Source organism: Streptomyces sp. NPDC088730 (genome assembly GCF_044751215.1).
Lineage (GTDB): Bacteria > Actinomycetota > Actinomycetes > Streptomycetales > Streptomycetaceae > Streptomyces.
In genome coordinates, this window is record NZ_JBIVLK010000002.1 from 153,301 (window position 1) to 180,103 (window position 26,803).

Sequence of the window (26,803 nt, forward strand, 5' to 3'; positions counted from 1 at the left end):
CTCGCTGGGAAGTTATGCGCGGTCATCCAGTATGCGGCGGAGCTTTCCGGCCAGGGAGCCGGACGTGTCCAGGCCCCGTGCGCGGAGCCAGGCGTCGATCAACTGCTCCAGCCGGTCGTCGGCCAGGACCCCGTCGTCGGGGCCCGACAGGATGTCCGGACTCAGCGCCTCCAGTACGTGGAGGACGTCCTCGACGGAGTTCTGATGGGCCACCAGCCACGCGATCACGGCCGGATCGCCCGGCGGATCCGGTGCCTCCGGGTCCCGCGGGAGGTCCGGCGCCGTGCCGGCCGGTCCGCCCGTCGTCCCCAGCGCGTGTTCGTCGGGGAACAGGCCGTCCGTGGCCACGTGTGCCCGCAGCTCCGCCTCGGTCAGCGGGGCGATGCGCCAGTAACGGCCCCAGTTGCCGGTGTAGTCGAGCTCGGCCGGCTCCGCGCTGCCGCTCGGCCGCAGGCGGTCGAGGACGAGCTGGGAGCCGCGCATGATCTCGTCCAGGGAGTGGTGCTCCGCCTGCAGCATCTCGGCCAGCACCCCGAGCCGCACCAGGCCCAGGTCGATGTCCATGCCCCATGCCTCGCGCATCTTCGCGGCCTGCGACATCAGCCGGTGGGCCGAGCCGGAGGTGCCGGCCAGGACCAGGCTGCCGTCCGCTTCGGCGTCGGACTGCGGACGGGTGCTCATCGCGATGTCGTAGCGGTTCGCCCCCGGAATCCACGGGACGGCCTCCTGCCCCATCAGGGCCCGCTCGGCCTCGCTCAGCGGCGGCGACAGGTCCTCGGGGCGCAGCGGTGTGCGCAGCGTCCGCTCGGCCGCGTCCATCAGGGTCTGCTCGCCGGGCGTCCTGTCCGGCCGCCCGCTCAGCGCCGCGTAGGCGGTCATCGCCTCCGACCGCGGCCTCGACGACCTGTATTCGGCGGTGATCACCTCGGGGTTCGGGTCGGGGCTGCCCAGCAGGTCCGAGATCAGTCCGCCGTGCCCGTCCGGTGACTGGGCACCGATCCACAGCATTCCCATCCGCTCCCGCAGGTTGCCCGACTCCACCACCGCCAGGAGCCGCTCCCTGCCGGTGCCCACCGCACCGTCGACGGTGGGGTCCTCCGAGCCCAGCTCCGGCCAGCGGTCCACCGCCACGGCCCGCTCCCACAGCTCGCGCACCATCGCGCCGAGCTGGGCGTTCGCCGCTTCGTGCCCGCCGAGATACCGGCCGAGGCGCTGCTCGAAGCGCTTCGCCTCCCGCGCGTAGCGGATGCGGGACCGGACCCACTGGGGCGCCTGCCGGTCCGTCAGCAGGGTCCGCACCGACAGCGGCGCGCCGGACAGGGCGTCCGCCACCCGGCGCAGCCGTGCCTCGCTCTCGGTGGCGGTGGCGGTGGCGTCCGGCCCGTCCGGCAGTCCGGCGAGCAGGCGGTCCCCGTCCCGGACCAGCAGGGTGGCCGGTGCGCTCGCGGTGGGTTCGCCGTGCAGCGTCGCCGTGCCGTCCGGATCCGCCACGGCCACCGCCACCCCGAGCCCGCGAGCCGCCGCCGCCGCGAGCGGCCCCATCGGCACGTCCGCGCCGTCGTCCCCGTAGGAGGGGTCGCTGAGCAGCGCCCGGAGACGCTGAACGGGGTCCGGGGAGATCCGTGCGGCCGGGAACCGGTCGCCGAGGAGCATCGCCTCCGCACGCTGGTCGGTCGGAAGAGCCACCCCGATCCTGTCGAGGAGAGCCAGGGGAAGGCTCCGGCTCCCGTCGAGCGGCGGCACCGGCACCCCGGCCACGTCGTCGGCGGTGATGGCGCGGTCCAGCCAGTCGCGGAAGTCGTCGGCGGTCTCGACGCCCGCCGCCCGGAGCGCGTCGGTGGCCACGTAACGGACGGCGAACAGCAGGGTGTCGACGCTCCGGTCGCCCTCTCCGGGCGACTCGTGGAGCGCGAACACGGTGCCGCCGAACTCGGCGGCGTCCGGTCCGGTGCGCCGGTAGCCGCGGGGCGCGGGACCGTCCGACGGGGCCGCCTGTCCTGCCGCCGTACCGGCGTCGGAGGTGTCCTCGTCGTGCGGCCGCGCCGGGGCCCGGAGCGCTTCCTCCGCGGACCGCTGCCCGGCGCCGAGGTCGAACAGTGCCCCGGCCGGGTCCGCGAACCCGGCGGGGTTGAAGGGGAGCGGGCCGGCCTGCGGCAGCGCGGCGGGGCCGTCCGGCAGCGGGGTCGCCTCCTCCACCACCTCGCTCAGCATCGGGGGCCGCTTCTCGGTGTGGACGAGCCGCCGACCGATCACGTTGAACCGCATGCCCGGCGGATACAGCGCCTCCCCCTCCGACAGGTGCTTGAAGAACGGCGCGCCGTCGCGCGCCGTCGAGTCCCTGATCTCGATCAGCTTGCGGTGCGAACGCGCGGGAACGCGCTTGTCGCCGAGTGCGAACTCGACCGCCTCGCCGACCACGAGGGAAGCGCTGCGGAAGAACGCCACGTCGATCGTGTCTTCGCCGTACACGGGGCCGTTCACGTCCGGCGCGTCCACGGGTCCCGGCGCCCCGCGCTCGCCCCACCAGGCGGTCCGCCCGACGGGCGGCAGGATGTCCAGCGCCTCCATGGCCATGTCGATGTGCAGCTTCAGCTCACCGTGCAGCCGGTCCGCCATCATGTCGACCCGGCGGCGCAGCCGGGCCAGCTCGGGGCTCGGCGCATCGAGATCGGGCAGTTCGCTCAGTGCTTCGTACAGCTCGGTGAAGTCCGGTTGGCTCACCAGGGTGAGCGGCGGCATGTCCAGCTCCTCCTCGCGCGCCGAATCGAGGATGTAGCGCCAGGCCTGGAAGCGCACCAGATGACGGCTGACGCCCTGTCCGAGCCGCTCGCCGTTGAGCAGCGCCTTCATCAGCCGGTAGTCGTAGGAGCTGTAGAGGTACAGGGCCGTCATATGGGCCGGGGTGAGCCGTCCGAGCGCCTCCGCACCGCGCGCCCCGTGCCGGTTCAGCCAGGCGGACATGGCGAGGAGCCTGCCGGTGGGCCGGGGCGGGAGCGCGCCGTCGAGCGCGGCGTCGGCCATCGCGACCAGGGCGTCGGGCACGTCCATCGTCCCGGTGATCTCGAACGGGAACGACATCCGCTGCTGGTACATGACCTGGTGCGGCGGGGCCAGGGCGTCGAGCGCGCCGCTGTCGGGGCCGGCCGGCAGCAGCCCGCTCGCCAGGAAGTGGCCCACCGCCCAGGTGTGCAGCGAGGCGCCGTCCCGAGTGGCGGCGGCGCGTTCGTCCTCGGTGCCCATGCCGATCAGGTGGGAGGCGCGCAGCACCTCGTGCAGCGACTGCAGATCGCCCGGGATCATCCAGGCGGCCAGGGCGGTGCGGAACGCCGGCAGCACGGTGGGCGGCAGGTCGAGCGCGGCGGCCATCCGCAGCAGGCGCAGCGCGGGGCCGCGCTCGCCGCCCACCCGGCGGAAGCCACGGCTGTCGTGCACGGCGCGGTAGGCGCTGTCCGCCGTGAACCGGCCGAATCCGGCGAGGGCCTCCTCGACCTGGCGGGGCAGCCCCCGGCCGGCGTACGCGGCGCGCAGGAGGACCCGCATCAGGCCGTCCAGCGCCTCCGGGCCCGCAGGCGTGCCGAGCAGCCGCTCCAGCTCGGCGACCGGGTCCTGCGGCGCCTCCCCCGGCGCGAAGAAGGCGAGCTGTGCTGGCTCCTCCCCGTGCCGCTCGACGAGCTCCGCGTACACCTCGCGCACCACGTCCCCGACCGCCTCGGCGAGTTCGGGGGCCTCGCTCAGCGACTCGGCGAGGGAGTCCTCCCAGTCGACGGCGGCCTGCCGCCACTCGCGCTCCCGGTACAGGCCGGTGAACCGCGGGGTCTCCGGTGCCCCGGCCGGCTGCCAGGACGACACCGCCCAGGGCGCTTCGGCCGGCTGCTCCGGGCCGGTGTCCGGCGTACCGTCCGTGGTGTTGACGTGGTCCGGCGCCGGACGGCCGAACGCGGAGCGCCCGCCGGTGCCCGCGTCCGGGGCCGGTGTCCGGGGGCCCGGCCGGCCGCCCGGGTACTCGGTCACCCATACCGTGGCTTCCCCCTCGGCGTCCTCCAGCAGGTGCGGCAGCCCGTCGGACACCGCCGCGCGGCCCACCGGCAGATGGACCGGCAGCCCGGACCCGTCCGCCATCCGCCTGGCCCGCGCGCGGGCCTCGGCCTCGCTCCTCGGTACGTCGCCGGGACCGCACGCGAGCACCGTCACGCTGCGCGCGCCACGCTCTCGCGCCGGCCGCAGCAGCCGCCCCGCGTACGTACCGTCGTCCCGCCGTACCCCGCCGTCCTCCGTGACCAGGGCGAGTCCGCCGGGGCCTCCGTGGGACGCGAAGAAGAAGGTGCCGTCGGCCGTACCGCCGCCCGGCAGCGTCCGCTCGGTCGCGACCGGCCGGTCCCCGCCGTCCCGCTCCCACGACACGAAGCCCCGTGCGCCGCCCAGCCGGGCGTACTGCTCCTGCCGCACCGCCCAGTCCGCGTCGTCGAACGACGCCACCCCGATGAGCTCGCCGTCCTGCCCGTGGACGGGCCGCAGCACCGGCGCGGCCCGCTCCCCCGACCCGGCGGCGCCGGTCGAGGGGCCGATGCCGAACAGCCCGTCCGCCGGTCCGGCTCCCGCGATCCGCCGGGCGGCGTCCGGGGTCCGGTGACGCGGGGTCACCTCCGTTGCCTCGACGGACTCGTAGGGCTCGGTGCGCGGGCCGCCCGGGACGACCGTCCGGTTGGAGATGCCGAAGGAGGCGCCCGGCGGGTACAGGGCCTCCGTCTCCAGCGGCAGCACCACGAACGGGCTCACCTCCCGCGCCGTCGAGCCCGCCACGTGCACCAGCCCGCGGTGCGCGTCCCCGGGAACGCCCTTGCTGCGGTGCATGAAGCCGAGTGCTTCCTCGCGCACCAGCGCCGTGCTGCGGAAGAACGGCATCGTGATCCCGGTCCTGCCGTACACCGGCCCGTCCGCCGGCGGCTCGCCCAGCGGGCCCGGCATCCCCCGGTCGCCCCACCAGACGTCCTGGTTCAGCGGGGGCAGCAGCTCCAGAGCCTCGATCGCCATGTCGACGTGCAGCGGCAGGTCCTCGTAGAGCGCGTCGGCCATCGCGTCCAGGCGCCGCCGCAGGCCGGCCACCTCGGGGGTCGGGTCCTGGAGGTCGTCCACGTCCCACATCGCGTCGAACAGGGCGGTGAAGCCGGGCTGCTTGCGGAGCGTCATCGGCAGCAGGTCGGCGGCGCCGACCTCGGCCATCTTCCGGGTCATCGTCCAGGTGTTGAGGCGCACCAGCCGGCGGCCCATGCCGGGGCCGAACCGCTCGCCGTTGAGGAACGCCTTCATCTGCCGGTAGTCGGCGCCGCTGTAGAGGTGCACGGCCGTCAGGTGGGCCGGGTGCAGCCGCTCCAGGGCCTTCCTGCCCTCGTCGCCGTAGCGGTTCAGCCAGGTGCCGAGCGCCCGGCCCCGGTCGGTGTCGGGGAGCGGGTCCCCGGCGAGCGCGGCGTCCGTCAGGGCCACGAGGCCGTCGGGGAGGGCCAGTCTGCTGCGCGTGATGTCCTGGCCGAACGTCATCCGCTCGGCGTACAGGGCGCGGTGCGGCGGTACGAGCGGCTCGGCGGGCGGGGTGTCCGGGCCGGTCCGGGGCGCGTCGGACGTCGCCACGGTGTCCGCGGCCCAGTTGTGGAGCCCGGCCCCGTCGCGCAGCGCGAGGCCGCGTTCCTCGTCGGTTCCCAGGCCGAGCCGGTGGGAGGCGCTCAGGATCTCCGGCAGCGACTGCAGATCGGCCGGGACCGCCCAGGCGATGACCGCGTCGCGGAACGCGAGCAGCTGTGCGGGCGAGGCGCCGAGCGCGGCGTAGGTCCGCAACAGTCGCAGCGCGGGCCCCCGGTCACCGCCCACCCGGCGCAGGCCCCGGCTGTCGTGCACCTGCCGGTACGCGCTGCCCGGCGCGAACCGCGCCCGCCGGCCTGCCGGCCGGGACAGGGCTTCGGCCACCTCGCGCGGCAGCCCCGCACCCGCGTACGAGGCGTACGCGAGCGCGCTCATCAGTTCGTCGACGGCGAGCGGCCCCGGGGGCAGCGCGAGCAGCCGCTCCAGCTCTGCGGCCGGGTTCCCGGCGACCGCGTCCGGGGCGGAGAAGGCCCGCCGGGCAGCGTCCTCGCCGTGGCGCTCGGCGAGTTCCCCGTGCATACGGCGCACCGCGTCGCGGACGGACTCGGTGGCCCCGGCGGTCCGGCCCAGGTGCCCGGCGAACGCGAACTCCAGGGCCACCCCGAGACGTCGCCACTCACGGTCCCGGTACATGCGCGCGAACCGCACCGTGCCGGGCGATCCGGCGGGCCGCCAGGACCGCACCGCCCAGCCGGGACCGGTGTCGGAAGCGGTCCCGGTGTCCGCCTCGGGGATGTTGTCCGGGGCGTTCTCCGGTGTGTTGTCCGGAACGTTCTCCGTGACGTTCCGTGGTCCGGCCGGGGACACCGGGGTGGTGTTGATCCGGGCGGGGGACGGATAGCCGATCCCGGACCGCTCGTCCCTCCCGCCGGGACCGGCGCCCGTGCGGACGGCGCCGCCCGGGACGGTTCCGGAAGCGAAGTGGAACGTACCGACACCGGATTCCCGCCGGGCCCGCGGCGTCGGCCAGGACGGGCGGGACGGGTCGGGGGCCGCGCCGTCGGCGTCCGGGAGCGGCTCCGACGCCCGCGGGGCGGAGGCGGCGGAGGCGGCTGCCTCGGTGCCGAAGACGGTGAGAGCGGCGTCGGTGGTGGTGCCGGGGACGGCGAACTGCCGGACGGTCCCGGTCCACTGGCCCGGACGCTTGGTGGCCGGGTCGAGGAGAGCGAGGATCACGAGAGGGGTGGCGGAATCGGGCGCGTTCAGCATCATCGGCGCGTCGTAGCCGAAGGCCGGACGTCCGGTGCGCTGGGAGAACCGCTGCGGCAACCCGTCGGGCAGCGCCCCGGGCCCGGTGGTCAGGAACAGCACCGGGGTGTTCAGCGGGACCGTACGCAACGCCGGGTCCATCGCCATCAGCGCCAGGAACTCACCCTCCGAGACCTCGACGGGAGCCCGGTCCGGCAGATGCAGCACGATGGAACCGGCCCAGTCGATCTCGACCACGTTCAGCAGCGGCATGGGCCGGTCCGGACCCGTCCAGACCGGCTGGACCGGCTGTGTGACCGTCCCGTTGGGCCCGTGCGCGATCCGCCGCACCCTGCCCCAGTCGACCCCGGCGGGCGCGGGCGTGCCCGACCAGTTCACCCCCTGGACGTTCGGCCCCTGCCGCAGCAGAGCCGCCGGGGCGAAGGCGCCGCTCTCCTCCAGGTGACGCGCGGCCAGCAGATCGTGATCGGAGGCGTCCGCGCCCTCCGCGATCGCCTTGGCCGTCAGCTTCCACAGGGTCTCCTGCCCGGCCCGGTCCCACCCGGCGTTCACGTCCAGATGGAGAACCTTGCGGCCCATCGTCTCCCGGTCGGCGTGCGACATCGACCGGAAGATCTGGGCCGCACGGGTCATGGCCCAGAGCGTGGAGGCCGCATGCCTCGGAGTGAACGGCGCGCCGGGCGGCAGCGACTGCACGTACCGCATCTTGTCCATGCCGTTCTCACTCATGTGCTTGAGGGTGAGCTCGACCACCGGCGCGGGTATCTCCTCCGTCAGCTTCGCGTCCGGGTCGGCCGCGATCCGGGCCGCGGCGAAGTCGAGCAACGCCACGTACCCGGCCGGAGCCGGAGCCGTCCCGCTGTGCTCCTGGACGAAGAAGGCCCACATGTCCAGCCGGAACGGCGTGAGCCCGCTGATCGCCGGATCGTTCGCCCGCATCCGCTCCAGCGCGCCGATCCCCTTCAGCACCCGTTCGTACCGGCCCCCCGGCACGCCGCGGTGGTCCTCGATCCGGTTGCCGAACACCTCCCGCAGAGCCCGTACCAACCGCAGCGTCGTGGCCCGGACCTCCGGCGAGGCCTCACCCGTGCCCCGGTGCAGTCCCGCCTCCCGCGCCAACTGGTCCAGCTCGTGAACCAGCGGCTCGGGACGGGCGACGACCCGGCGGCCGCGTTCACCGTCGGCACCCTCCAGCGCCACCCGCATGGTGTTGTCCATGCCGGTCTGCCTGGTGCTGCCCTCCGTCTCCATCCGGCTCAGATTCGCGACGTGCCCGATGAGCGGGAGGTCGTCCAGCGGATCGTCGATGTGCGGCGCGGGCGCGTACGAGCGCTGCTGCTGCCTCGGGTCGCCGTCCGACGCGCTCCAGCAGACCTCCAGATGCATCCGGTGCCCCGGCGGCAACTCCCGCACCTCGCGCAGCCCCGCGATGTACGCGGCGGCGTCCCGCTTGTCCAGCAGCACCGTCCGGCCGTCGAGGAGCGGCAGCCGCATCCGGCCCGGATAGCCGTGCGCGGCGAAGAGGTACACCGCCGAAGCCATCGACACCGGCTCCGTACCGGTGTCCTGGTATCCGGTGTCGGCGTGGGTCCGGTGCACCAGCCGGCGCATCTGGCGGAAGATCCGGAAGCGCTGCTCCCGCGCCCGCAGCGCGTCCCCCTGCGCCACCGCCAGCCGGCCGTACCGCTCATGGCTCTCGTCCGCCAGCGGCCGCGTGTCCACGTCGCTGTCGCGGAACACCGTCCCGTCCAGCGCGGTCCACTGGCGGTCCTCGTACGACGTGTTGGCGGACGGGTCGACCGAGACCCACAGGCCGACCGGCGCGTCCGGATCGCCGTCGACCATCACCATCACATGCGCGTCCCCCGAGCTGTCGGCTATCAGGCGCCCGTCACCGCTGGGCCCCCACACGGTCCGCCCCAGCCGGTCGGCCACCGTCCGCAGCGTCCGCTGGTACTGCGCCCCCGCGAACGGAACGGCCAGCACCACCGGCACGTCCTTCGCCAGCTTCGTCAGCTCGGGATCGGCCTCAAGCGCGTCGGCCAGCCCCTCGGCGTCCAGCACCCGGCCGTCCGGCAGGCGCACGTGCCCGCTCTCGCCGGCCGCGGAGACCACGTACGCGTCCTGCGGCCACGGCGCCGCCTCGCTCGACACCTGCCTGGGGACGGCGCCGGCCCGGGTCTCGATGACCCGTACCTCCGGCAGCACCCGGCTCACGGACGCCGTCTTCCAGCTGCGGCCCCGCGAAGGGCCGGACGACGCGGCGGACCCGGCAGGCCCGGCGGACCCGGCAGGCCCGCCGATCATGGTCCGCGCCGAAAGGATGTCGTCGTTCGGCCCCGTGAAACCTCCCGTCGCGGCCGGGGGCCCGGCGGCGGTCACCGCGGGCGTCTGCACCGCGGGTCCCGGCGCCGGCCCGAAGAGGGACATCTCCGCGTCCGGCGCCGCCCCGCCGCCGACGGTGTCCGGGGTGGCGGGCCCGTCCCAGGCCCGCACGCTCTGGTACCGAGGAGTGAGCTGGAGCCCGGACAGCTCCAGATCGGCGCCCACCGAACCCGCCGCGTCGACCAGCAGGAACTGCAGTGCCACCGGCAACGGCGGCATCGGCTGCCCGCGGTCGGCGAAGTACGCGCCGGCCGCGGAGCGCAGCGCGCTCCAGGTCAGCAGGGACTCCGAGCCATGGGCCGCCCGCACCCGGTCCAGCGCCCAGAACCCGCCCAACAGCGCCTCGAACGCCGCCCGGTCGTCCTCCAGCAGCGGACCGTAGACCAGCCGGATCGCCCGCACCCAGCGCCGTACGGCCGGAGCGCGCCCGCGATCGCCGGTCACCCGCTCCGCGAGCCGGCCCAGCTCAGCGGTGGACGGCTCACGCCGGAAGCCGACCCACCAGTCCCCCTCGGCCAGCTGCCAGCGCGCCGGCGCACCTCCCTCACCCGGAACGAGGACCGGCTCCCGCCCGCTTCCCGTTCCCCACACCCACCGGTCGAAGCCGGTGGAGAGCACCTGGCCCGGCAGCGGAACCTCCAGCGGGTCGGCCACCGGCGGACCCGCCAGGTCGGCCCCCGCCACCACCACCGCCGTCTCGGGCAGCGCCGCCGTCAGATCGCCGTCCACGGCGAACAGCAGGTCCACGATCCGCGCGTAGTCGAAGGCCGCGTCGCTGCCGTCCGACAGCGCCAGCACCGCGCCCCGGGCGTCGCCGCGAAGGCCCACCAGCCGGGCCCTGCCGAACGGCAGCGGCTGCAGCGGGCTCTCCAGCGGCACCGGCCCCCGCCGCACCAGCGTGAACCCGCCCGCTCCCGGCAACGCCCCGTAGGCGTGCCGGTGAGCGTCCTGCCAGTCCTGCACCGGGCGGGAGGACAGCCCCACCGACCGCCCGTCGGCGTCCCGGTGGGTGACCGTCAGCACGCGTTCCAGCAGGACCCGGGTCCCGTCGAGCGCGACAAGCTCCGCCTTCCACTCCAGGACCGGCGGTGTCTGTCCGGGATCGGCCAGGATGGCGAGGGCGCCCCGGGCCGCGCCGACCATGCCCCGGAGCCTCGGCTGATGCATCGGCGGAAGACCGTCGATGGCGTCGGACGCCTCATCGACGGCCGCCCGGAGCGCCCGGTGCACGGGGTCGTCGGCGGGCAGCGGGGTCCCCAGGGCGTAGGCGCCCAGCGCGCGGGCGGTCCGCTGGCTGTCCTCGATGGACATCAGCCTATTGGCTCCGCCGCCGCTGGGCCGCGGCAGACCCATCATCAGGGCCATCTGCACGAAGGCCGCCAGGCCCCGCACCACCGGGTTGTCCACGATCCGCCCGACGGATTCGAGCAGGACGTCCTCGGGCAGCGGGGCCGCGTACTTCTGTGCCCGCAGATAGGCCTCCCGGCTGAGCCGCGACAGCTCGGCGACGGCACGCCGGATGTCCTCGGGCGTCATCAACTGACCGTCGTAGGCGAAGTGCCGCAGCTCCGTGAGGACCAGCGGGATCGCCAGCCCGCCGTCGTCGGTGTCCAGGGTCGGGTACTGGTCGTCGTCCATGTCGACCATCTGCTTCTGCGTGACGGTCCGCCCCTCGGAGGTGCGTCCAGTCAGTACCGAGGTCAGGTGCTCGCGGGGGGAGGGCACGTCGCCGATGGTCGCGTCGAAGAACCCCGGGAAGACCGGCTCCCCCGGCATGATGGCCTTCTGGTAGAGCTCCATGAGCCTGCCGAGGGTGGCCGCGAGACCTCCGCTGATGCCGTCGTGGTGCAGGTCGAGGACGTGCCGGCTGCGCGGCCGCAGAGCCCGCAGGACACGGTCCAGCGAGGGCCGGGACGCCACCGCCAAGGCGTTCTTGACCATGAACGGGACCGGGCCCCGGTTGAGGATGACGCCGGTCGGCCTGGCCACGGTGTGGGCGAAGCCGAACCGCAGATACCCCCACATATCGTCGATATCCGGTATGACCGCAAGGATGGGAATGGCCACATCGGGCACGTCCTGGCGGCCGGTGAGGGCGCGCAGGACCTCCGAGAGGGTCTTCATCGCGAATTCCCGGCTCGCACCGTCCACAGACCCGAAGGGTCCCGGCGGCAGCCGGTCCGCCGCCTGGTCCTGGAGCACGCTCAGACCCAGGGCGGGCAGTCCCGTGGTGGGCTGGACGTAGGAGAGCTTCGACCTGACCGGCGTCCGCCCGACCAGGATGCGGTCGCCCAGCTCTGTGGTGGCCCAGCCGTCGCCGGCCGGGAAGAGCTTGGCCAGGGGGATCTGCTCGGGCGCGCCGGGCTCGTCCCTGGCGTCCAGCGCCCGCTCCATCCTCCCCAGCTTCGCCAGCGCACTCTCCTGGGGCTGCCTCCGCTCGCCCGGCAGCACCGCCATCGGCTCGATGACGATCTCGCCGATGAGATAGGAGCTCTGGGTGGGCTGCGGCGCTCCCGGTGGCGTCGCGGGGTAGGTGAGGTGCAGCCGCCCGTCGGCGGTCCGCCAGACCCCGCCGTGATCAGTAACGATCTTGAAGCCGGGGGCAGTGGCCAGCACCAGCTTGGCGGGCAGGTCACCGCCCCCCACGATGAGGAACACCTGACGCCTCTCGACCTCCAGGCCGATGGCGCCGTAACGGCGTTCGGCTGCCGGGTCGAGCATCGCGGCCGCCGTCGACGACGACTGCGCGAACACCGGCAGCGCGTTCTCCACGACCTTCCCGGCGGGGTCGATCACCAGCGCCTGCCCCTCGGAGGGCACGGCCCTGGGCGGGAAGGCCGACACCTGGCGGTCGGCGCGGGCCGACACGTCCACCCACACCACACCGTCCGTCCCGCCGAGGTGGTACGCCGCCCACGCGTGGCCCGGCGCCCCGCCCTGACCGCGCGCCAGGACGAGGCCCGCGGCCCCCGGCCCGGCCGCGCGGACCGCGTCCGCCACCTCGCCCCAGGCCCGCACCCCGCGCCATCCGGGCCCGGCCACCAGCGAGGACGCCGCACCGGGGCGGATCGCCGAGTCGTCCAGCGTGACAGCCGGGCGCACACCCTGCGGATACAGGCTGTCCCGCAGGTCCCCCAGCAGCGTCAGGCACCGTTCGAAGGACATGCGTCCCGCCGGCTCCCGCCCCGCCACCTCGCGCACCTTCCGCGTCAGCTCCGCACGGCTGAGCACCGGAAGGGGCACGGGGGGAGCCGTCAGGGCCGCGCGGGCACGCTCCCGTGCCCCGGCACTCGCCGTCGCGGCGGCGGGCCCGGCCGGGTGGCCGGGCGCCGGGGCAGGAGCGTGGGGCTGCGGCACGAGCGCGTCCTCGGCCGCGTCCCACATCGCCCGGAAGCCCGCCCAGACGTCCTCCTCCTGCCGGGGGTTGGACTGCCAGGGGTGGAAGCCCTTCGGGTCGGGGCCGTACAGCTCCCGCAGCAGCGGCAGCAGCTTCGGCTCGTGCGTGCGGACCCACGTGGTCCCGTTGTTGCGGGGCAGGCCGGTGTACGGGTCCGTCCCGGCGTTCGTCGAGAGGTAGACGTTGGTGAGCTGGGCGAAGTACTCGAACTCGTCGCGGGAGGAGTAGTTGCGTCGCGTGCCGGATTCGTCGTACAGCGAGCCGTCGGGCCAGTCCGTGAAGCTGCCCTTTCGCACCTTCTCGCCGAACGCCTCTGTGATCAGCCGCCGCTGGCCGTCGGTCAGCCCGTAGCGGTGGACGGCGTGCGCGAACTCGTGGGTCGTCGTGGAGTAGCCGTCGTGGTGGAGGCCCGCGCCCGGCACGCTCGTGGTGCCTCCCAGCAGGTTCTCCTCGGCGGCCGCGACCCGGCCGTCGAGCTGGACGCCGCGCTCGGTGTCGAAGGGGCGCGCGTCCTCGGTCGACTCCCCACGGAGGGTGCGGAACGCCTCCAGCGAGGTCAGGGCCGCGTCCTTCGGGACCACGATCATCCGCGCGCCCTCGTTCAGCATCCGCTCCGCCGCCGCGGGGGAGCGCAGCATCCGCGCCACCTGCGCCCGCGCCTCGATCCCCGCCGAGACGTTCAGCTCGGCACCGGCCGGGACATCCACCATCAGCAGCGCGGCCGTGCGCGCGAACTCGTCGGCGGGCAGGCCCCGGCGCAGGGCCGCCACCAGCTCCCGGTCGGCGGCCAGGGCCTCGCGGTCCCGCTGCGACAGCGGCAGCAGCCGGGCCGTCCGCTCCGGCCCGGCCATCGTGGGCAGCAGACCGGCCAGGGCGGCCAGTTCCGCCGCCGGCAGCGAGGGCCGCGCCGTCGTCCCGGACGGGGGCGGCGGCGGCACGGCGGGCGCGGCGGCAGCGGCCGCCGTCCGCTCCTGCGGCGGCGGCGCGGGCAGCGGCTGCCCGCCGAACCGGCCGGAGCGGGTCGGCCGGGCGGGCGCAGAGGACATGGAGCTGAGCAGCGACGGCTCCGTGCCGCTGCCCTCCGCGCGGCGGCCGGCCTCCAGGGTGCTCACCAGGCCGGGCAGCCGCTGCCAGGCCCGGGTGTGACGGCGCGCCTGCTCGGCCAGGTCCTGCCGGGCCTCGGTCAGGTCCTGCCTGATGCCTCCGACCTGGGTACGGATCGATTCGCGGGCCCCGGTCGCCTTCCGCAGGGCGGCGTCCGCCCGCAGCAGCGCATGCCCCGTCCGGGCCACGTCCCCGTCGGCGCGGGCGAGCTCCGATACCAGGGGGCCCTCCTCCTCGCGGGCGCCGTCGAGGGCGACCTTGGCCTCGGCGGCAGCCTCGCGGGCGGCGGTGAACTCGCGCTCGTACCGCAGGCGCCGGTCCCGGGCGGCGATCCCCTGCTCCCGGATGGCGTCGGCGCGCTCCTCGGCCGCTTCCAGGGCGCTCTCCCGGTCTGCGGCGGCCTGGCCGGTCACCGGGGAGGTCTCGTCGAGCCCCTCAAGGCGCTCCACCTCGGCCAGCGCCCGCTGCCACGGCTCCCGCAGCCCCCGCTCCTCCTCGTCGGCGGCGTCGTGCCGTGTCCGCGCGTCGCGCCCGGCCTGCTCAAGCCGCGCGATCTCCGTCCGCGCTTCGGCGATCCGGGCCCGGACGCCGTCGAGCTCCGCGCGGGCGGCCTCAGCCGTCCGGACGGCCTCTGCGCGGGCCAGCTCTGCGGCCCGGTGCGCGGTGGTGGCGGTGTGCACGGTACGGCCGACGGACTCCAGGGCCCGCAGCGCACCGGGCCGCCGTGCCGCCGCCACGGTTTCCCGGTACCGTGCCGTCGCCTCGACCCGCACCGCGTCCAGGTAGCCGCCGACGTTGTCCTGTATCTCCTCCCAGACATCCCGGGTGGCGTCGGTCGCGTCGGCGAGGGAGCCGTCGGCGGCGAACGGCCAGTGCCGCAGCCCCTGTTCCGTACGGACGACCAGTTCGACCGGCCGACCGGACAGCGCGGCCGTGCGGGAGCCGACGAACAGGGCGCGGGCCAGCCGGGTGCCGTCCGGATCGGGGCCGAGCGCGAGCCACAGCTCCGCCGTCGCGTCCTGCTCGTCGATGCCGTCCGCCAGCACCCCGGGCAGCTCGTTGACCGGATGCCGCGACCAGTCCCGCAGATCGTCCGCGTCCTGGCCGGCGAGCATCGCGGGCACGTCGTAGATCCGGGGGCCCGGCCTCGGCCGGGTGACACCGAAGCCCAGCACATCGCGTTCCCACAGCCGCACGGTGAGGCTCCCGGTCACGTACCGGGTGCCCTCGGGGCCGGTCACCGTGATGACGGTGTCGACCAGCGTCTCGTGGGCGTGCGTGCCGCGCCGGTCGGCGGGCTCGGCGGCGGTGCCGGTCCGCACGCTGGTGAACCGGGAGGCGGAGGCGTTGCCGCCGGAGGTGTTGGTGTGGGGCTGCTGCGCCAGCAGCGGGAAGGTAAAACCGACCAGCTGGGAGTTGCCGCTCGGCAGGCCGAAGTTGCTCTGGTGGTTCAGGTTCAGGGCGAAGGAGCTGCCGGCCGACGAGGTCGTCGCCGAGGTGCGGACCTGCCTGCGGACCCGGTCGACGGCGCCGTCGCCCGAGTCCGATGCCGAGCGCGGGTTGTACAGGGCGATCCGCAGGGACGGCGCGGTGACGGGCGCCTGCAGCGGCCAGCTGCCGGGCATCGTGGTGGTCAGCCCGGCCGCCGTGCGCGCCGGGTCCAGGGTGACCTCCCCGGTCTGGATCAGCTCGCCCAGGCGGACGGCGACGGCCTCCGCCGAGGCGCTCGCGGGCAGGCCCCAGGAGGCGGCCAGGTGCGGGGCGACCTGGCGCAGCGCCTGCATCAGCTGCGGTACGGCGTTGGCCTCGTGCACCGGCGTCGGCCCGGTCGGCAGCAGGAGCGCGTCGCCCGCGAACGGCAGGGTGCCCAGAGCGGCGGCGTCGGCCGCCGTCAGCCCCAGCGGGTGACGCGTGAGCAGGGCCGGCGGCCGCGGCCCGGCGTGCTCACGCGGTGCCGTGGCCTCGGAGCCGACGAACCGTACCTCGATCGCGACCGGAACCGTGACCGTGCGCTCCGGCCGGCCGTTCAGCAGCCGGTCGATCCAGGTGCGCACCCGCTGGGCCACATCGCCTTCGAGGCCGGACAGGTTCAGGAGCCCGCCCTGGAAGATGCCGCCGGGGATGTTGGCCGGCCACTCCATCACGAGCTCGGAGCGGACCGTCCCGATGACGCGGTAGTCGAGTTCGAAGTCGGCGCCGAGTGCCGTACGCGTCCAGTACCGGTCCTCCGTCGCCGTATCGTTCCGGGCGGTGCGGGCCCTGACGTTGGTCAGTGCGACGGCCGGGCCCTCGCGGTCGGTGCGCCCGGTGGTGCCGGGCCTCGGGTAGCGGGAGTTGACGTTGACCGCGACCTGACGTGTCCTGGTGACGGCCGAGGTCGTGGACCTCGCCTGCGGGATGTGCGTGTCGACCTGCTCCAGGCCGCCGCCCTCACCGGCCGGCCGGCCGCGTACGGCGCGCAGGGCGGGCGTCTGCAGGATCGACTCGGAGCGCAGGGTCACCTCGACCAGCCGCAGCCCGCCGAACGCGCTGTGCAGGAAGTGCAGGCGCGAGTGGCCGCCGGGGCCGCGTCCGAACAGGGCGCTCAGCCCCACGGGGCCGGTGCGGCGGGCGATCTGGCTCTGCACACCGGGCAGGTGGGCGCTGTGTCCCGGCTGGAGGGAGCCCGGCGCCTCTTCGTCCGCCAGCACGGTCAGCTCCCGGCCCAGCCGGTCGCGCCGCTCCCTGCGGTTCGTCGTGTCGTCGAGCTGGGTCACGGAGAGCACGCCCGCCTTGCCCAGCTGCCGGCTCCGGACGAAGCGGGCGGGAAGGGGGACGCCGGGCCCCGGCGGTGTCAGGGCCGGGATGCCCGCCATGCCCTGGAACCACTGCGCCGCGCGGGCCACGCTCTGCGCGGGAGCCACGTACGTCACGCCGCGGGCGAGGTCGATCGCGACCGTCACCGGGGCGAAGCTGCCCAGGCCCACGGCGTTCCCGGCCATGTTGCGCACGCCCCACTTGACCGTCACCAGCAGCGTCACGTCGTTGACGATCCACAGCTTGTCGCCCGTCTCCTCCACGGCGTGCGTGACCTTCGTGGTGGAACTCACCGTGCTGGTCTCGTCGACTCGGCGGGATTGGACGTAGCGGCCGATCGGGTTGGCCTGGTGGACCAGCCGCTGGGGCGGCGGAGGCGGCGCCTGCACCGCGGTGAGCTGGAAGGTTCCCTGGTGGACGCGCCCGACGGCGCGCTGCCGGCCGGCGGTGTCACCGGAGTTGACGTCCTGCTCGGAGTAGAGCGACCCGGAGCCCTGCACCCGGGGGTTGGTCAGATAGCCCCTGATCTCCAGCGTCATGGTCCGGTCCGCCGCCATGCCCGGCAGGGTCAGGCCCTCCACCACCTGCACGCCGTCCAGGATCTGCGTGGCGCGGGCGATGAGCTGGGACGGCCGGATCGCGCCCTGCCGGGCCTCGGTCGCCAGGGTGCCCTGGTCGTTCAGCGAGGCTCCCGCCACGGCGACGGACGTCCACTTGTAGGTCGCCACCGCCCCGTCGGCGGAGGTCTTGGCCGCCCAGGTCACCGGCGTCGCGGCCCAGCCGACCGCCGCGCCGACCCGGTTGACGGCACCGGTCAGGCTCGCGGGCAGCGCCTCCTTGACCGCCGATCCCCGCCTGGCGGTCTCCGTGGCGAGGTCGTTCAGCTGCGCGGAGGCACGCCGTACCGCACGCCCCACCGCCCCCTGCTCGGGGTGGCCCGGGTAGGTACCCGCGATGATCTGCCCCAGCGCCTCGGTCAGGGCGGCGGTGCCCCGGAAGGTGTCGACGAGCGCGCCCACCGGCAGCTTGGTCAGCCCCGGCAGCGGGTGTCCCTCGTTGTCGACCCGGTCCAGGCGGCGGAAGTCGTCGCTCGCCCCGCCGTCGGTGACCGGTTGCCGGATCACGTGTCCCGCCCGGGGCGCGGCGGGCGCCGGGTTCCGGTCCGGGACGCGGGTGCGGTAGTTCGGGACCAGCACGGTGACGGTGCCCGGCACGGTGTGCGGGATGGCGCCCGCGACCGGCAGCACGATCCCCTCCGCGTCCTCGGCGCCGTCCTCCGCGTCCGCGTCCGCGTCGTCGGCGAACCGGACGAGCGGATCGTCACCGGGGCCCTCGTACAGGTCGAGGGCGAGCCTGGCCGGTATACGGAAGAGCTCGCTTCCGTTCGCGCTGGTGAGGATGAACTGGTCGTACGCAACCGAGTCACCGGTGTTCGACGCGTCCGTGAGCTGCTTGGTGCCCAGGTATTCCGGGCCCGGGTTCAGCGCCCAGGAGCCGCCCGCCACGGGGATGCCGAGCGCTCCGCCGCCGCCCAGCGAGCCGCTCAGCGCGGTGCCGCGCTGCCGCCCGCCGGACGCCTCGTGCGAAGTGAGTCCGACGTGGTGGACCTCGGGCAGCCTGCGCTCGTGGACCGAGGGGCGGGCGGTGTCCCCGGTGGCGGAGAACCGCAGCTGCACCCGCCGGGTGCCGGTCAGCGTGTTCGGCCGCTCGAACCACACCGGCTGCCCGCCGTCCACCGCGTCCGCCAGGGCCGAGGCCAGGCCGAACCGTGACCGCATCTGCGCCAGCCGCCGCACGTTCTCCAGCTGCGCCAGGACCAGCGGCTCGTCCAGCCGGAACGGGTTCGTCCTGCTGCGGGGTTCGGCGGGCGGCAGGAACCCTTCCTGGCGCAGCCAGGCCTCCGCCCGCGCGAACATCTGATCCGCCCCCTCGACCCTCAGGGGCGTCTCGGCGTATCCGAGGTTCTCCAGGTTCTCCAGGTGCTCGGGAGGTTCCCGGAGTTCGTCGGCCGACGGCACGGTTCCGCGCATCGTCGTCCGCTGGGCGATCCGCAGCCGCAGGCCGTCGTCCCACGGCCCGAACGTGCCGGTGACCCGCCCGCCGCCGGCCCGGTGCAGCGTCACGTAGTAGGTGACGCGGCCCGAGGTGAGCACATGACTGCTCTTGGAGCGCAGCCCGTGCGTCATCGTCGTGCTCTCGACGGTGTTGAGCGCCTCGTTCACCTGCCAGGCGACCCCGGCCCTGCCGAGGAAGTTCCCGCCGAACGACTCCGTGGCACGGGGGTGTCCAGCGCCTCGGTCGGCGGTGAACATCGGCCCGCCCGAGATCTCGGCCCCCAGGCCCGAGGTGAACTTCGCCGACCGGTCCAGGGTGGAGGTGTGCGTGAGCCACGTCTCCAGCAGGGCCTTGCCCTCGGGGCTCTTGCGCAGCGGCTCACCCGGTTCGATCCGCGCGGTGAGCTGGAGCATGCCGATCGCGTTGCCGTCCTTGTCCAGCAACGTCGAGGAGGACACCCCGCCGTCGATCTGGAGCTGCGGAGTGCCGCGCAGCATCTGCTCGTGCAGGAAGTTCTCCAGCGCCCGCTCGGAGTCCGCGGGCAGGTCGCGCAGATCGGCGAAGTTGTCGTCGGCCAGGACCTCGGTCAGCAGCCGGCGCGGTTCGGCGACGCTGTCGACACCCCACAGCGGCAGGTCGTCCAGGTCCCCGGGCTCCGGAAGGTCGCCGGTGTCGGAGCCGTCGAACGCGAGGTGCTCGTGGAACCAGATGGTGAGGGCGCCGTGCGACTGCTCGGGCTGCCAGTTGCCGACCGCGTCCTCGCGGTCCGTGTCCACCTGGACCTGCCACCGCCCGTCGACGTCGATCGGGTGGGCCGGGTCCTCGGCCTGCTGCTTGTTCAGGACGAGGAACGTCTCGCCGACGGTGACGGACTCGGCCAGCTGGTTGTGCGTCGCGGTCAGGTTGAAGGTGCCGTCCAGCCAGCGCAGCGGGCCGGTTCCGTCGGTCGGCAGGACCGCGGTCCAGGGGACGGAGCCGGTACGGAAGGTGCCCGAGCCCTCCGCGTCGGAGGACATCTGTCCGCCCGAGGCCCGGTACTCGACCTGCATGCCGGGCAGCGTCGCGGGGAGCTGGTCGCCGTTGTGCCCGTACTTCGCCGACCGTACGGCACCGGCGTAGGCGAGCCGTACGTCCACCGACCGGTCGCGGCCGTCGTGCCGGACGGTGATCCGGTGGCCCTGCCGGCTGCGCAGGTAGGGCCGGTTCAGCTCGACCTCCTCCGCGCTCAGCACATCGCTCAGCCCGGTCAGCAGCTCCTGGCCCGCCGCGCTGTCCGGGTCGGCCCCCAGAGCCCGGACGACCTGCCGGTGCAGGCCGTCCAGGACGGCGTCCGGGGTGGGCTCGTGGATGACGAGACCGATGTGCCCGTCGTGCCGGGTGCCGTGTGCGCGCAGGTACTCCGACAGCTCACGGTCCACGTTCGCCCCGGCCGGCGGTGCCACCGCCGGCGCGGGCGCGACCGTCCCGGCGGTGCGCGAGCCCTCGGCGACGGCAGCGGGCACCGGCGCCCGGCCCGAGAAGGTGTGCATGGTGCCCTGTTCGGCGGAGGTGCCGGGCAGGACGGCGGGCTGCCCGGTCTGCCAGTGCGCCGCCGGATGCGCCGGGTCGCCCGCCAGGACGATGACGTTCTCGTTGCGCGCCGCGTCGAAGACCGGGGCGCTCGCGAGCTCGGAGAGCACCGTCGTGCGCGCCGTGCCCGACCGGCCCGCGACGTGCCGCGCCAGCCCGACGGGGTTGGTGTGGGTACCGACCATGAGCAGCGGGACGGCCAGCGCGAGCTGCCGGTGCACCCGGTCGTGGCGCAGCAGCGCGGCGATCTCGCTGCCCGGCACCCACCGGCTCGAACCGTCCGGGAACGGCATCGACACGTGCCCGTTCACGCTGTCCGCGTAGATCACGTACGCGGCCGCCGGGGAACCGGCCGGGGCGCCCGGCCAACCCGGTTCGTACGCGGTGCCGTTGTGCACCGAACCGTCCGGCGAGACCACATAGCCCCGGGTGGAGACGTCGCCGTCGACCGGCCGGCGGGTCCAGTTGCGGCCCATCGCCACACCGCGGGTCATGAGCCGGGTGCCGTCGTCCAGCGCGCCCTGGCGCACGAGGTCCCACGCGGCCAGATCCGCCGGGTCCGAGGGATCGAACCCCGTGACGGCCGCCCCCGCCATCAGCCACAGCAGCCGGTCCCCGGCCTCGTCCGCCGACAGCTCGGCCGACGCCGGCAGGTGCAGCACCTTCCTCGCGTACGCCACCGGGTCCGGCACACCGCGCAGCGCCTCCGCGCCCTTGACCGTGCCCCACACCAGCCGGCTCACGTCCGCCTGTGTCACGGCCTGCCCGGGAGGCAGCCGCAGCACGTCGGCGGCGAGGGCGGAGAGGTCCTGGCCGTCCAGCCGTCTCAGGACCCAGTCGAAGGACGGCAGCTGCGTGTACCCGTGCAGCGTCAGCTGTCCGGCCGCGGCCTCGTCCGCCCTGCGGGCCGCGTCGTGGAGCACGGCACGGATCTCGTCGGGCGTGGGCGCGTCGTTGCCGGTGCGCTGATGGCGCGCGTGCACGGTCAGGTGCAGATGGTGCAGGGTGAACGGGCCCGCCACCCGCAGATGCGGGTCGGCCCGCCGCATGTTCTCCAGCGCGCCCGCACCCCGCAGCAGCGTCCGGAACTCCGGGTCGGCCGCCACCTGCCCGCCGAACGACCGGCGCAGCGCCCGCACAAGGCGCGTCGTCGCGTCCGCGTCCTCCGGCGACACGGGTCCCGTCCCGGAGTGCAGCCCCGTCCACCGCGCCGTCCGCGCCAGATCGGCCCCCCGGGGCTCCGGGGGCAGCAGCACCTGCGTCCCCTGCTCGCCCGAGGGCCCGGCCATCGCGCCCGCCTTCGGGCCCGCGGCGGTCCGCTGGTACGCGTGGACACGGTCCACCGCCAGCACCCCGGCGGTCGAGCCGTTCGCCACCCCCTGGGCGTACGACGTCGTGCCCAGCACGTCGAAGACGTAGGGCGGTGTCGCCGCGTCCGTCAGGTACGGCAGGTCCTCCGCCTGCGCGTCGGCCCAGCACGAGCCGAGATCGATGACCGCGCCGGCGCCGAGCTTGCGCATGCTCGGGCGGCGGCTGATGAAGCGGCCCGTCTCCACGCCCGCCACCTGGACGGGCGGACGGCCGTCCACCACCTCCATGAGGCCCCGCATCGGCATGCCGTGCTGCGAGAAGCGGTAGACCGGCCGCCCGTCCTCCAGGAGCGGCACGGCGCTGCCGATCTCCCGTGCGGTGACCGGATCGAACTGCGAGAACCCGGAGACCTCGTCGAGGGCTTCGAGGACCGGCTCGTTGATCACGAGGTCGGTATCCGACATCGTGACGCGGCCGACCGACCGGCCCTCGTCCGCGATCGTCCGCGACTTGATCGCGCTGTCCGGGATCACCGTCCCGTCCAGAGCGGTCACGAAGCCCTCGTCCACGACGCCGTCCGGGCCGAGGTCGTCCGCGTCACTGCCGAACCAGCCGCCCAGCGGCACGTTCCGCGCCCGCTGGTTCTCGACGACGATCCTGCTGAACCCGGTCTCCGCGTCATGGACCAGTGCCACCTGGCCGCTGTGCGCCCAGATCCCGTTCCGGCCGGTCCTGAAGGCCAACGACCTCGGCATGACCAGCCCCTGGTCACCGCCGCGGTTCAGCACCAGCACCACCGGAACACCGGCCGGAAGCCCGGCCAGCCCCGGATCACGGGCCACCAGCTCCACGAACTCGCCCCACGGGACCGCCAGCTCACCCTGGCCCCAGGGGATCAGCACCTGTTCGTGGTCACCCGTCGCCGCGACCACGTAGGCACCCGAATCCGTGTCCCACAACGGGTCGATGGGCCCCTGGAACCGGCCGTCGCGCCGCTGCCACACCTCCGAGGTGTTCACGACGCCCACCGGCCGGTCCGTCAGGTTCAGACCCTGGTACGAGCCGTCTGCCAGGACGATGTGCCGCCCGTGGTCCAAGGCGCCCCCGGCCGCCAGGTGGTACGCGCCCAACGACGCGACGCTGGAGGACCATCCGGCGGCCATCGCGTTCTCCACCAGCGTGAGCAGCTCGGCGTGGAGGTCGGGGGACACCTGGACGGCCGCCGGGAGATGCAGCACGCGCCGGACCAGGCCGTCCGCGTCGAAGTCACCGCGGGGATCGTCCAGCAGCGCCAGCCGCTCCAGCTCGGCGGCGGCCCGCGAGTGGTCCGGCGCCGCCGGGGAGAAGCCGGGCGCACCGCCGGGCAGCCGCGGCGCGAGCCCCAGCTCACGCCGCACCCGACGCGCCAGGTCCGCGCCCGAGACGGCGTCCGTGCCGTGTACGGCGAGGTGTTCGGCCACCTGCCGCACGGCGGACCGGACTCCGGCGTGGGCGTGGCGGGAGTCGGCGAGTACGGGGTGCAGTTCCAGCGGCAGCACCAGCGACACCGCCCGCCGCCAGGCGTCGGCCGGGTCCGTGCCGGCCGGGACGCCGGATGCCCGGGACGTCGCGAGCGCGAAGTCCTCGTAGGCGGAGCGCCAGGTACGGCGTGCGGCGCGGGCCGCGACGGCGTCGAGCCCCTCGCTCCAGGGGCCGGGCCGGTTCATCAGCACCCGGACGTGGCCGACGGGGTCCAGCCCGCTGTCCTGGACCTGCACGGATCCGTTCAGCGCGGCCTGGAGTGCGGGGCCCTCGCCCAGCGTCACACCGCCGGCGGTCAGCTCCGCGGTGGTGACGGTGCTGTCGGACGGCAGCCTGGGGGCGCCCTCGGTCAGGTCGTCGGCGGTGATCAGGGCGGCGGTGCGCCGCCGTTCGGCGTCCGTACGGCGGACCCTGGGCACGATCGCGGCGAGCGCGGCGTCGGCGGCGGCGTCCGCGCCGAGGTCGCGCAGCCGGTCCACGGCCGCGTCGACCCGCCGCTGGGTCCGCTCGACGTCCTGCCGGGCCTCGTGGAACCTCACCACGTCGTCGTTGCCGCCCCGGCCGCTGCCGACCCGTCGCGCGAGCTGGTCCACGTTCCGGGCGGCCCGGTTGAAGGCGGTGAGGGCGTCGTCGAACTCCCGGTGCGCCTCGTCGATGGCGAGGGCGACCGGGAAGATGTCGCTGATGCCGTCCGGGGTTTGATCGCCGACGGCGTCCGTACCCCGGTCCGCGCTCTTGCCCTTGGGGCCGGGCTCCTGGGCCGGAGCGGTCCCGGTCTGGGTCTGGGTCCCGGTCCCGGTCTCGGTCTCGGTCCCGGTCTGGGTCCCGGTCCCGGTCTGGGTCCCGGTCCCGGTCTGGGTCCCGGTCCCGGTCTGGGTCTGGGTCCCGGTCTGGGTCCCGGTCTCGGTCTCGGTCCTGGTCCCATCGGGAGCCGACGACGAGGCCGTCTCCGGCCGTCCGCCGTTCTGCCCGGCCGCCACGGACGGGATGTCCGTGCCCGAGGTCGTCCGGACCGGGGCGGGCGGCGCGATCGGGCCGGGTGCGCCCGGAACGCCCCGGGCCGGGCGGTCGGCCCGCCCGGGACCCGCGTCGGTGCCGGCATCGGGACCGGCCCGGCCGGTCGACGGCGGCTGCGCGGGGGCGGCCGTCTGTGCGTTCGGAGCCGGCGTCGCGTTCGGAGCCGGCGTCGCGTTCGGAGCCGGCGTCGCGGGCGGGGTCGTCGCCGGGGGCGTGACCGGCCCACTGGCTGCCGCGGGAGCGCCGGAGGAGGTGCGGAAGCCGTCCGGCCGCGCGGGCAGGGGCTCCGGCACGGACGTCCCGGGCGCGATGGCCGCGTCCCCGTCGGCATCGGTGGACAGCGGTTCGGCACCGGTCCGCGGCGGTGTGCCCGGCTGCTCGGGGCCGTCGGCGAGGCCCGGCCGGCCGTCCTGCCCGGCACGGCCGTCCTGCTGGGAGCCGCCGTCCTGCTCGGTGCTGCTGCCGTCCTGCTCCGTCAGGTCCGTGCCGCGCTGCTGACCGTTCTGGTCCGGCGGACCGGCCGACCGCTGCGACTGGTTCCCCGTACCGGACGCGCCCTGCGAGGCACCGGGCGGCGGCGCGGACGCGCTCGATCCTGGCGGCGTACCCACGGGCGTCCCCTGCGGGGCGGAGCCCGGATCGGCGTCCGCATCGACGTCGGCGTCGGCATCGGCGGCCACGTCGCTATCGCCATCGGTATCGACGTCCGAGGGCGACGGTGCGCCCTCCGACGCGGCGGGCGCACCCTTCGGCGTCGTGAGTCCCTGCGGGAGGTCCCCCTGCGAACCCGGCAGACCGGAAGTCCCGTCAGGTGCCGTACCGGGAGCCAGATCCGGCGACAGGTCCGGCGTGGTGAAGTCGGTGTCCATGCCGTACGGGGACCCGGATGTGCGCCCCGACGCAGGCCCGGCCGTCGCCCCGGACGGCAGCGGTGTGATGTCGGGCTGGAACGAGGACGGAGGCGTCGAGGAGGAGGTTGTCGACGGGGAGCCCGACGGGGCGGGCGGCGGCAGATACGGAACCTGCGAGCCGGTCACACCGGTCACACCGGTCACGCCGTCGAGAACCCCCGGACCGTTGACGCCGCCGGTGCCTCCCGTGGTACCCGTGCCGCCCGGCGACCGCGTGGTGGTGCCGGAGCCCCCGGTGGGCGTCGGGTGCAGTGTGCTCGGAGGCTTGTACGACGGCGACGGGGCCAGGTTGATACCGCTGCCGATCCCGTCCGGGAAGGCGGACGAGACGGTCGTGCCGGGGAGGGGGACCGCCGGACCGGGGGTGAACGGGACGACGTTCCTCACCGTCGACGGGCCGTTGACGTTCGGACCGGCGGCCGGCCGCGCCTGGGGGCCCGTGGTCCCGGACGGGCCCGATCCGCCGCCCAGTGGACTGTCAGGCGCGGGCGGGTTGTTGAGATCGGTGAACTGATTGCTGTTGTTGAAGTACTTGTCGAAGACGATCGCGGCCCCGCCGCCGACGGCCAGCCCCGCACCCACGTCGAACAGGCCACTGGTGCCCGACCCGACGAAGGTCTCCCACTTGAAGCTCCAGTTGTCGTAGAAGGCGCCGTTGATGATCACCTCGGCCGTGCCCTCGGCGGCGCCCGAGACCACGAAGACGGTGACCACGGTCGGCGGACCGTTCACCAGCCCCTTGAACAGCAGGCTGTCCGGCTTGAACTTGAACTTGTTGAACACGTCGTCGAGCAGGTTCTTGAAGTAGTTCGTGAACGGCTTCAGGAACATGTCGAAGATCCCCATGAACGCACCGGTGAGCGCACCGAAAGCCCCCGCGACCCCGACGTCCTTCCAGTCGATGCCGCCGGGCCTGCGGCCACCGGTGTTCAGACCGATCTGCGCGAGGCGGACCGCCAGCGTCTGGATGGCCTCCTCGATCGCCTCGCTCAGGCTCGGCGCGATGTGCGTCATCCGCAGCAGCCGGTCGATGATCATCAGAATGGCGAGCTTGCTGCGGGCCCTGGCCAGGAACATCTGCGACACCGACGCACCGCCGGTGAACGCCATCAGTGCTGCCAGCAGCGCCAGTTCGGCGAGCAGCATGATGATCTCGGAGATGATCTCCCACTTCGAGCCCTGGATCGACTGCGAGTAGGTGACCTGGCCGTTGGCGAGCTCGTCCAGCTGGAAGAGCAGTTTCTGCACGGGATCGTTGCCGCCGGGCTCATCGGTGAGCATGCGTACGCTCTCGATGTACGGCTGGGCCACCTCCGGCGGCAACGACTCCTCGACCAGCTGGATGGTCTCCCGCGCGGCGGAGCGCAGGTCCATCAGCCCCTTCTGCAGGGCGAGGTAGAGATGACGGCTTTCCCACGCCAGATTCTCCCTGGCCTGCAGGGGCATCTCCCCGAGCAGGATCCAGAGCATCGTCTTGACGTCAGGTGGAAAGTCGATCTCGTCCACTTAGTGCTTGCCGCCTCCGCTGGAGTCCTCGCCGGGACCGTCCAGGCTCGACATCTGCCGCCCGATCTGGTCCTTCGCGTAGGACTGGACGCCCTCGATGTGCTGCCCGTTGGCCCAGACCGCTTCCCGGAGCCCTACGAACGCGGAATCCAGGGCCATGACCAGCTCCAGGCACGAGGCGTTGTTCGCCTCGTACTTCGGCAGGACCCCGTGGGCGAAGTCATCCGTGTATCCGGCCCAGCCGCGGTAGGTCTGCGAGTCGCGGATGAAGTCCTCCCGGATCTTCTTCGTCCGCTCCGGCAGCGACTCCATCATCTCGTCGCTCCGTCGCAGACCACCGGGGTTCGCCACGTACTTGCCCGTTGCCATGAATACCTCCCTGGTTCGC

The 26,803-nt window shown here is 74.4% G+C and carries 2 protein-coding genes; both read right to left on the reverse strand.

The features are described 5' to 3' along the window. Window positions 1–12 precede the first annotated feature (12 nt). Complete coding sequence (locus ACIP89_RS07550; RefSeq protein ID WP_402113670.1) at window positions 13–26,415, reverse strand: lonely Cys domain-containing protein; 26,403 nt, start codon at window positions 26,413–26,415, stop codon at window positions 13–15. After that, a complete protein-coding gene (locus tag ACIP89_RS07555; RefSeq protein WP_401925857.1) occupies window positions 26,416–26,784 on the reverse strand; it encodes a hypothetical protein in 369 nt (122 codons plus the stop codon). It lies immediately after the preceding gene. Window positions 26,785–26,803 lie beyond the last annotated feature (19 nt).

Excerpts from the sequence above, each read along its gene's own strand:
- ACIP89_RS07555 (WP_401925857.1), bottom strand. The coding sequence starts at position 26,784 with ATGGCAACGGGCAAGTACGTGGCGAACCCCGGTGGTCTGCGACGGAGC.